General features: G+C 69.0%; 8 protein-coding genes. 5 read left to right on the plus strand and 3 right to left on the minus strand.

Annotated elements, in window-relative coordinates:
- On the minus strand, window positions 1-1766 hold a 1766-nt coding region (locus FNQ90_RS05065), incomplete at its 3' end, for a squalene/phytoene synthase family protein (RefSeq protein ID WP_182605155.1).
- A complete protein-coding gene (locus FNQ90_RS05070) occupies window positions 1763-2416 on the minus strand; it encodes an ABC transporter ATP-binding protein (RefSeq protein WP_182605156.1) in 654 nt (217 codons plus the stop codon). The genes FNQ90_RS05070 and FNQ90_RS05065, both read right to left, overlap by 4 nt.
- A 258-nt stretch (window positions 2417-2674) precedes the next feature.
- Between FNQ90_RS05070 and FNQ90_RS28645 the strand changes: the two genes are divergently transcribed.
- From FNQ90_RS28645 to FNQ90_RS05095, 5 genes are all read left to right on the plus strand, one after another.
- Entirely contained in the window at window positions 2675-3073 is a 399-nt protein-coding gene (locus tag FNQ90_RS28645; RefSeq protein WP_407699304.1) for an RHS repeat-associated core domain-containing protein, read from the plus strand.
- Window positions 3013-3186 carry a hypothetical protein gene (locus FNQ90_RS05080; protein WP_182605162.1) on the plus strand — a complete coding sequence of 58 codons (174 nt, stop codon included), beginning with the start codon at window positions 3013-3015 and terminating at the stop codon, window positions 3184-3186. Before FNQ90_RS28645 ends, FNQ90_RS05080 begins: the two co-directional genes overlap by 61 nt.
- 188 nt (window positions 3187-3374) lie before the next feature.
- Window positions 3375-3548, plus strand: coding sequence for a hypothetical protein (locus tag FNQ90_RS05085; protein WP_182605158.1), 174 nt, complete (start codon window positions 3375-3377; stop codon window positions 3546-3548).
- A gap of 1966 nt (window positions 3549-5514) precedes the next feature.
- Window positions 5515-6276, plus strand: coding sequence for a 3-hydroxybutyrate dehydrogenase (locus FNQ90_RS05090; protein WP_182605159.1), 762 nt, complete (start codon window positions 5515-5517; stop codon window positions 6274-6276).
- Between the two features lie 11 nt (window positions 6277-6287).
- Window positions 6288-8174: a helix-turn-helix domain-containing protein gene (locus FNQ90_RS05095; protein ID WP_182605161.1), complete on the plus strand. Its 1887-nt coding sequence runs from the start codon at window positions 6288-6290 to the stop codon at window positions 8172-8174.
- Here the strand turns inward: FNQ90_RS05095 and FNQ90_RS05100 are convergent.
- Window positions 8130-9515, minus strand: coding sequence for an MFS transporter (locus tag FNQ90_RS05100; protein ID WP_182605160.1), 1386 nt, complete (start codon window positions 9513-9515; stop codon window positions 8130-8132). The two genes, FNQ90_RS05095 and FNQ90_RS05100, sit on opposite strands and share 45 nt — an antisense overlap.
- Window positions 9516-9683: the final 168 nt, after the last annotated feature.

The following is a 9683-nucleotide window of genomic DNA, read 5'->3' on the forward strand; positions in this document are numbered from 1 at the left end:
GGGATGGATCGGGTGTGGCGGTGCCGGGCCCGGATCACACGGAGCCGACCGCGCGCCAGCGTGAAGTGGAAGCGGACCGGGTTGACCCCGGAGGGACCTCGCAGGAGTGCCCGGGGGTCGTGGTCGATGCGGTCGAGTTCCAGGCGCAGCAGGTCGATGACGGTTCCCAGCGCGGCGGCCATCGGGGGATGCCCCGTACCGGCGGTCGCTGCCCGCTCCAGCCACCGGCGGGCCCGGGCGGTCAGGGCGTGGACCATCTCGACGTACCGGCCGCTCGTCCGTCCCCGCGCGAGTTCCTCGGGGTCGACGTCGTACTCCTCGAGCACGGCGGCCGGCAGTTTGACGAAGCCGTCCTTCGCGTCCTCCCGCAGATCGCGCAGCGCGTCCAGGAGGTTGAAGGCGTCGGTCCACCTCCGCAGTGCCCGGATGTCCTCCGGGGTGAAGGTCGGTCCGGGGGCGGTGAGCAGGGTCATCAGGCGCTTCACCCCGAAGGGAAAGGTCAGGGTGTGCCAGTAGGCCCGCCAGTCGTCCCAGGTGGTCAGGGTGGTGGTGCCCTCGGCGTCCCGGCGGTAGAGGTCCCGGGTCGCCCTCATCCCATCGGCGGGCAGGTCCCGGGTCCACACCGCGTGCACGATGGCCGCACGCAGCGGATCCCGGCTGTGTCCCCGCCGCAGATCGGCTTCCAGCAGTTCACCGAACCGGTTCACTCGCTCCAACCTCTCCCGCCGGTCCAGCCGCCGGTCGTCGGAGGTGTCGTCGAGGTACCAGCCGTACCCGTACACAGCCCACAGCAGAGGTCTCAGGGATGCCGGGAAGAGCCCGGGGAGAGCCGCCTCCACGGGGCCCGCGCGGCGCGTCACGCGGCGGCAGATCTCGTAACCGGCGATGACCGTCGCGTCACGGATGCCGGCCCGTCGATAGGCACCGGCGCGCAGCGGGTGCAGCAGGCGGAAGGCCACGAGGCGCGCGGTGGGCCCGGCGCCACGGGGGCGCGGAAGCCTCCGGGCCAGGGTGCGCCGGCCGGTGCGCGCGGTGAAGGCCGCCAATCCGGCCGCCGTCAGGCCGGCCGACCAGCACAGGCCCAGCAGGAGTTGATGCCAGGGGATGGCGTCGAGGTCCGCCGCGGCCACGGCCGCCTGCATCGCTCCGTAGGCCGGCAACCACCTCAGCAGAGGGCTGTCCGCGGCGGGATTGGCCACGGGACTCTGCAACGTCAGATCGATCAGGCTGATCATGATGACGACGAACATTCCCGCCAGCTCACTGCGCAGCATCGCCGCGAGCAGGATGCCCATGCCCCCATAGGTCAGGGCCCCCACCATGAACGCGGCGACCATGACGTCGAGGCGTTCGGGCCGCTGGAAGAGACACACCAGGGCCGTGGCGTAACCGGCCGTCAGCGCCGCGGTGAGCAGCAGCACGCCGCTGCGGGCCAACAACAGACACAGCCGCGGGTATCCGGCGATCACCAGCCGGTGGTCGAACTCCGCCGACCGACGAGCGGCGAGGAACATCATGAAGCCGACGATCAAAGTGATCGAGTGCAACGCCCCCGACAATTGCGTCACCAGGTGGGCCTCCAGGGTCACCGACCGGTCTGCCGCGCGCAGGAAGAACCGCACCGGATCAGCGGGCAGAACCCGGTGGGCGAGCGTGAGCCACAGCGGGATGAAGAAGACCACCAGGGTCAGCGCCAACCGGTTACGGGCCTGCTCCAGCACGGCGTGACGCACCGCCGTGCCCAGGCACTGCCACCACCACCTCATGCGACGCCCTCCACCGCACCAACGTGGTCGGGGGTCAGGACCCCGTCCCTCAACCGGTGCAGCACGTCCAGCCGCTCCCGGTCATGGGCGAGGTGGGAGACCACCACGACCGTGCGACCCCGCTCGCACAGGTCTCCGGCGATCTCCCAGAAACGCAGATACGTCTCCCAGTCGAAACCCTGATACGGCTCGTCCAGCAGCAGCACTTCCGGATCGTGCATCAACCCCACGGCCAGATTCAGCTTCTGCAGCGTCCCCCCGCTGAGTGTGTGCAGACGGCTGCGAGGGCTCTCGTCGAAACGCAACTGCTCCAGCAACTCCCACGCCCGCCGACAGTCGTCGAGTCGGTAGGCGGCCCGGAAGAACCGCACATGCTCCCGGACGGTCAAGGCCGGGTGCAGCACGGTGTTCTGCGGGCAGTAACCGATCCGCCCACGGCACAGGACCGTGCCGCTGTCGGCTGCCGCCTGCCCCACCAGAATCCGCAGCAGTGTGCTCTTGCCGGCGCCGTTCGCGCCGACGATGCCGAGCAGACAGCCCCGGGGCACGTCCAGGGTCACCCCGCGCAGCACCGCGCGCCGACCGTATGCCTTACAGACGCCGTGGAGGCGCAGAGCGGCGCCCGTGGGCCCCGAAGTCGAAAAGTTCACACCATACGCAACGACGAGACCGGGGGATGGTGGCGGGGGAGAGTTCGTGTCATCGCCGTGGCGCAGGACCGGCACCGCCTTGATGCGGGGGTGAGGGCTGCGAGGACGTGCGCGGGCGTGGGGCGTGGGGTTGGGAGTGGCCGGTCCCACCGGGCAGAAGACGGGGCGGGCGCCGGCGGCGGCGATGGTGTGGGCGGCGGCGAAGCTCACGGAGGCGAGGTTGCGGAAGGGGACCATGGCGCGGGGTCCGGTGCCGGTGTGGAGGGTGGAGGCGTCCTCGGCGTCACCGAGGACGAGGCCACCGGCCTCGTCCACCTCGGCGCCCGGGAGTACGACCCCGCCCCGGGCCGCTTCCTCTCCCTCGACCCGATCATGGACCCGCTCGACCTCCGGCAGATCCACGGCTACGTCCATGCCAACAGCAACCCTCTCGCCTTCTTCGATCCCACCGGCCCGATCCTCTGCCGGTCGACCGGCCGGACCGGATGCCTCCAGCGCGGAACCAAGACCACCCCCGCCGCGACGACCGGCCCGTATACGCGGGGGGCGGTACGGGACGGAGCGGCGCCCCCGTCACCGGAAGCTCGACCGAGTCGGTGCCCAAGGCCAACAACGCCGGGTCTTCTGCGAACAAGTACGGTGCGGGCTGTCAGTTGACTCTTGAGATGTACCGTAAGGGGGCCATTGGAATGGCCGGCGACGGTGTCGCCGATCCCAACTCCTATGCGGTGATTACTGCCCGGGCCATGGGATTTACTCCCATCGATTGAAGGTTCGATGCGGGTGATGCATTCACGACCGAAATCAGGAAGCAGCGCTGGATCAAGGAAGTGCTGAACCGGGAGTCGGGTCTGTGAATGCCCACGGTGGCGGGGCACAATGACGGTGCGTCCATACCGGGTCCAACGCAACTTGTTGACCGCATGCAGGGTTTTTCCATCCGGGAGTGAGGTGCCTTGTGGAGTCGTGGGAAGAAGCGGAGATCAAGACTCTGACCGAAAAGGAGAAGCGTTACACCAGGTTGTCCTGGCTGATTATCTGGGCGGCTCTTGGGATCCTTGGCCTGGTCGTCTTGATGGTTGTTGTCGGGATTCCCTTGATGATTACGATGATGGCCTTCGTGTCGAGGTGAGACAGCGTCGCAGAGTTGAGGCACGGGCATCCCATGCCGTGACCTTCTCGGTGCGCGAGTCGTGGCGGGTCGATTCACGGTCCTCCACCTTCACAAAAAAGCCGAAACCGAAAGCCATCGGCGCGGGCATTCCGAGGACGAGACCCACACTTGTCGCCCCGATCCTGATCGAGACGACACTCCGGTTCGGGACCAACGGAATCAATCGTCATGATGCCCTTTGCCACACCGACTCAACTGCCCGGATCACCAGAGAATCACAAAACCAAAAATCAGGTACAGGGCAGGCGCGCCAATCGGAAAAATGAGCCACCGATGCCGCAGTGGTCGATGATTCGGCAATGCTCGGCCGACCCGCCCGCGCCGCTTGTTCCCAGAATTTCGAGAAGTCAAAAACTTGCGTCTCGCACGACTCGCCCTGACATACTCCAAAAACCCCATGACCAAGAAGGGCAGGAAAGCGGACAACAGCACCGAAAGCGTGAGATCAAAAGGAATTCCGACTGCCACCTCCAGTAGCATGGCGAAAAGAATACTCCCCCCGCAGAGAACACCCCATATCCAGGCCGATCCACCAAAAATATCCGCAGCCCCCGACGCGCTCCCCTCCCCCCGCTGGGCTTGATTCAACGTACGAGAGAGCGGGTGTGAACATTCTCGCGCCTCCTCTTTCAGGTGAGACATGGAGGTCTTCAACGGAAGTCGGACAAAAACTCCTATGAGGATGTCCATGCCCCGCACCGGAAATGCTTCAACGGCATACACGAAATTACCGAACCATATCAATGACCCATCTCCTGCCCGCAGCTGTTGAAAGGGTCTCGGCAAGGACGACTGTCACCGCCGCATCACGGCTCCTCGAAAACTTCGGGCCATTCACCAGCCCATTCGCCCCGCGATGCGCACTCTTTCCCCCGGAGTGGCCACACGGAATCGAATGACGTCACCATACCAGGGCAGCACGCCATTGAGATCACCGCTGGGATCACTTTCTCGCATTTACTTCCTCTATCGCCACATCAATCTCAATGAAGGCCCGTAGCGGCAGCGAGTTCCACCAGGCCGCGCAAGAGGAAGAAGGAAACACCAGCGGAGAGAGCGGACAACACCACACTTGCCCCGACCCCGGGCGATCTTCCCAAAAATTTTGTGAGGGCGATGAACACCATCAGACAGGAAAGCGTGTGGAAAACAGCCCATGCCACAACGAAATCGGAGCCTGCCCGCGCTCCCAACAGCGCCCCGAACAGCGACCCTCCGGCGAAAATCGCAGCGGAAACCCACCGTATCTCGAGCGGCTTCCGAACCCCTCTTTCCACATGCCCCCTCCGGGCCCTGCGGTCACGTACCCCTGCGGCGACAAAAAGAGCTGCTCCCAGGAACCAGGGCAGCACGTGGACGAAGGTAAATGAAGACATGTCGATTATTCTTGACTTTCGCGACCGATGAAGCTCCCCATTGGATCAACATCGCATACTACTCGCCCCGTCGGAGAAAATCCCCTCCCGTCGGGAATTCAATGATCATGCATCACAGCTCTTCGAAAACTCCGCAATTCCTGTTTTCTACGACTTATGAACGTGCATGCACCCAAACCACTCCCCGGAGGGCGGAAACAGCGTCCTTCATGCCAGAACTTCCGCAACCCCGCGAAGGGGTCACCGAGTCGACGTCGAACAGAGCCCGGCCCACTCGGCGTCCCGCCCGACAGGCGGCGTGCTCGACCGCGCCGCCTGTCGGATCCCGCTTTCCGGGCCCGGCCGGGCGCGTGAGGACTCATACGCCACAGGCACGCGCGGCTCCGCCCGTGTGCCCGACCCCGGAGCGGCGCGTCCACCCGCTCCCTCGGGTGTCGTGCGCCACCACCGTGAGGACTCCGGGCGTGGAGCCCGGGCACATTGCCCGGCGGTACGCGGTACCGGACGCTGCTGAACGTCCCCGGAACCCCACTCAGGGAGCCGACACCATGCCGCAACCCATGCCTCCGCTCCTGGACGGTCGGACCGCCGTCGTCACCGGCGCCGCCGGTGGCATCGGCCGAGCCTGCGCGCTCCACCTCGCCGCCGCCGGGGCGACGGTGCGCGCCGTCGACCGGGACGCGGACGGTCTGCGGCGCCTGGCCGACGAGGCGCCGGTCGAACCGTTGGTCGCCGACCTCACCGACCTCGAGGCCGCCGAGCGGGCCGGTGCCGGAGCGGACATCCTCGTCAACAACGCGGGGGTCCAACTGGTCCGCCCCCTGGAGGAGTTCCCCCCGGAACGCTTCGACCACATGCTCACCCTGATGCTGCACGCCCCCTTCCGGCTCATCCGGGGAGCGCTCCCCCACATGTACCGGCGGAGGTGGGGACGGATCGTCAACATCTCCTCGGTGCACGGTCTGCGCGCCTCGGCGTACAAGGCCGCCTACGTCGCGGCCAAGCACGGCCTGGAGGGCCTTTCGAAGGTCGCGGCGCTGGAGGGCGCCCGGCACGGAGTCACCTCCAACTGTGTCTGCCCGGGGTACGTGCGCACCCCGTTGGTGGAGCGGCAGATCGCCGACCAGGCGGCGACCCACGGCATCCCGGAGTCCGAGGTGATCCGCGATGTGTTGTTGGCCGGGTCGGCCCGCAAGGAGCTGCTGGAGCCGGAGGAGGTCGCCGCAGCCGTCGGCTATCTGTGCACCCCGGCCGCAGCCGGTATCACCGGCATCTCCCTGCCCCTGGACGGCGGGTGGACCGCGCGTTGACCATGGTGGACATGGACGCCGCCCACGCCGCCCTGCACCACCTGGAACTCCTGGCGCGTGGCGCGCCCGCCGAGGAGCACCGGCGAGCGGACGGTGCGGTGGCCGGATCGACCCCGGAGCACGAGCGGGCCCGGGTCCTGGCCCTGCGGGTCCGTGCCGAACTGGAGGGGCTGCGCCGGCGGGAGGCCGCGCTCACCGCGCTCTTCGAGACCGCCCGCGATCTCGCCGGGCTGCGCGACCCCGACGCCGTGCTCCAGGCCATCGTGCGGCGGGCGCGGTCACTGCTGGGCACCGAGATCGCCTACATGACGCTCACCGATCCCGAGCGCGGGGACACCTACATGCGGGTCACCGAGGGCTCCGTTTCCGCGCGCTTCCAGCAGTTGCGGCTGGGGATGGGAGAGGGACTGGGCGGGCTGGTCGCCCAGACCGCCCGCCCGTATGTCACCGACGACTACGCGCGGGACGGCCGGTTCCGCCACACCCGGGTCATCGACGAGGGCGTCGCCGAGGAGGGTCTGGTCGCCATCCTCGGGGTGCCGCTGCTGCTGGGGCGGGAGGTGATCGGGGTGCTCTACGCCGCCGACCGGCGGACCCGGGTCTTCGCACGCGAACAGGTGGCGCTGCTGGCCTCCTTCGCCGCCCACGCCGCCGTGGCCATCGACACCGCCCGGTTGCTCGCCGGGACCCGGGCGGCCATGGCCGAGCTGGAGGCCGCCAACGCCGTCATCCGCGAGCGGGGCCGGGCCATCGAACGGGCCGGGGAGGTCCACGACCGGCTGGCCCGGATCGTGTTGCGCGGAGGCGGGGTGGAAGATGTGACGGCCGCCGTCGGCGAGGTGCTGGACGGCGAGGTCGGGTACCGGGAGCACGTCGCCGGGGAACCGGCCCCGCAGGCGCCGGCCGGCGGTCGGGCGGTGCCGGTGGTCGCCGGTGAGGAACGATTGGGGACCCTGGTCCGGTACCCCCGTGCCGGGGGCACCGAAGATTCCGGAGATGCCGGGGACGCGGGGGACACGGCGGAGACGGACCTGCGCATCCTGGAGCGCGCCGCCATGGTGATCTCGCTGCTGCTGCTCGCCCGTCGCACCGCCGGCGAGGCGGAACAACGGGTGCGCGGCGAGTTGCTGGACGATCTCCTCGACGCGCCGGAGCGGGCCCCCCGCCTGCTGCGCGAACGGGCCGCCCGCATCGGCGCCGACCTGGACCGCCCGCACACCGTCCTGGTGGCGCGGGCCGGCTCGCCGGGCGGGCCGGAGGACCCGGAGGGCGCCGGACGGCAGCGGCTGCGGTCCGCCGCCGCCCACCTGGCCCTCACCCGGCACGGCCTGGCGACCTCCCGGGACGGTGGCGCCGTCCTGCTGCTGCCCACGGAGGCGGAGGAGGCCGCCGAACAGGCCCGCCGGGCCGCCACCCAGCTCGGGGCCGCCCTGGGGGGCCTGCCGGTGACGGTCGGGGCGGCCGGCCCGGTCCCCTCCCCCGCCACCGACCCGGCCGGGGTCGCGGTGGCCTGCGCCGAGGCCCTGCGCTGCGTGGAGACGCTGCGGTCATTGGGACGGGCGGGTGAGGGGGCGTCCGCCGCCGAACTCGGTTTCCTGGGATTGCTCCTGGCCGAGCACCGCGACATCGACGGGTTCGTCCAACGGACCCTGGGGCCGGTCCTGGAGTACGACGCCCGGCGCAATGCCGCGCTGACCGCCACCTTGGAGGCGTACTTCGCCGGGGGCATGTCCGCCCTACGGGCCAAGGACACCCTGCACGTCCACGTCAACACCGTCACCCAGCGGCTGGACCGCGTGGGCCGGCTGCTGGGCGACGACTGGAAGTCCTCCGAACGGACTCTGGAATTGCAGTTAGCGCTGCGCCTGCGCCGGCTCTCCGGGGCGGCCGTCCGCTGAGGGCGTGGCGGCGTCCTCACCGATGGCCGACAGATCCCGATCACGGGTCTCCCGCGCACAGGCCACGGCCACCACGGTGAGCAACGCCGCGGCGATCAGGTAGATGGCGATCGGGGTGGAGGTGCCGTGGGAGGCCAGCAGCGCGGTGGCGATCATCGGTGCGGGGGCACCGGCGGCCACCGAGGAGAACTGGGCTCCGATGGAGGCACCCGAGTACCGCATGCGGGTGGCGAACATCTCCGAGAAGAAGGCGGCCTGCGGCGCGTACATGGCTCCGTGCAACACCAGCCCCACCGTCACCGCCAGGAGGATGGAACCGAACTGCCGGGAGTCCAGGAGAGCGAAGAAGGGGAAGACCCACAGGCCGACGCCGGCGGCCCCCAGGAAGTAGATCGGCCGCCGGCCGAACCGGTCGGAGGCGGCGCCCCACATCGGAATGACCACGAAGTGCACCGCCGAGGCGATGAGTACCGCGTTGAGGCCGACCTGACGGGACATCTCCAGATGGTTGGTCAGATAGACCAGGATGAAAGCCGTGATGATGTAGTAACTGATGTTCTCGGCCATCCGGCAGCCCATCGCGATGAGCACGTCGCGCCAGTGTTGGCGCATCACGGCGAGGAGCGGCCGGCGGTCCACCGCGCTCTCGCCGTCCTCCGAGGCCCGGCGGGCCTCGGCCCGGGCCCTGGCCTCCTTGAACACGGGGGACTCGTCCACCGATATCCGGATCCACAGGCCCACGAAGACCAGCACGCCGGACAGCAGGAACGGCACCCGCCAGCCCCAGCTCTCGAAGGCCGCCACCGGGAGCAGCCAGGTGAGCAGAGCGAGCACGCCGGTGGCGAGCAACTGACCCGCGGGGGCGCCGGTCTGGGGCCAGGAGGCCCAGAACCCGCGGCGGCGGGCGTCACCGTGCTCGGACACCAGCAGGACCGCGCCGCCCCATTCGCCGCCCAGCGCGAAACCCTGGATCAGGCGGAGCACGGTGAGCAGCACCGCGGCCCCCGAGCCGATCTGGGCGTGGGTGGGCAACAGTCCGATGGCGAAGGTCGCCCCGCCCATCAGCAACAAGCTGATCACCAGCAGCTTCTTGCGGCCGAGCCGATCGCCGTAGTGGCCGAAGACCAGCGCCCCGACGGGGCGCGCGGCGAAGCCCACCGCGTAGGTGCCGAAGGCGAGGAGGGTGCCGACCAGGGGGTCGGAGTCGGGGAAGAAGAGGGTGTTGAAGACGAGAGCGGCGGCGGCGCCGTACAGAAAAAAGTCGTACCACTCGATGGTCGTACCGATGAGGCTGGCGGCGACAACCTTGCGGATGGGCCGCTCCGCAGGTGGGGAGGCCATGCGGAATCCTCTCTGCTCGCGGGGAGGTTCGGTGTGGCCACACGGTAGAGACCGACCGGACCGCGCCCCATGTGCGCGGCGCCCACACCGCGCCCACCCGCGATGTGGGCCGCCCCCGCAACCACCGGGACCCGGAGGGCTCGCCCCCTGTGGCGGACCGAATGGCTA

This window comes from Streptomyces alkaliphilus (genome assembly GCF_014141535.1).
GTDB classification, from domain to species: Bacteria; Actinomycetota; Actinomycetes; order Streptomycetales; family Streptomycetaceae; genus Streptomyces; species Streptomyces alkaliphilus.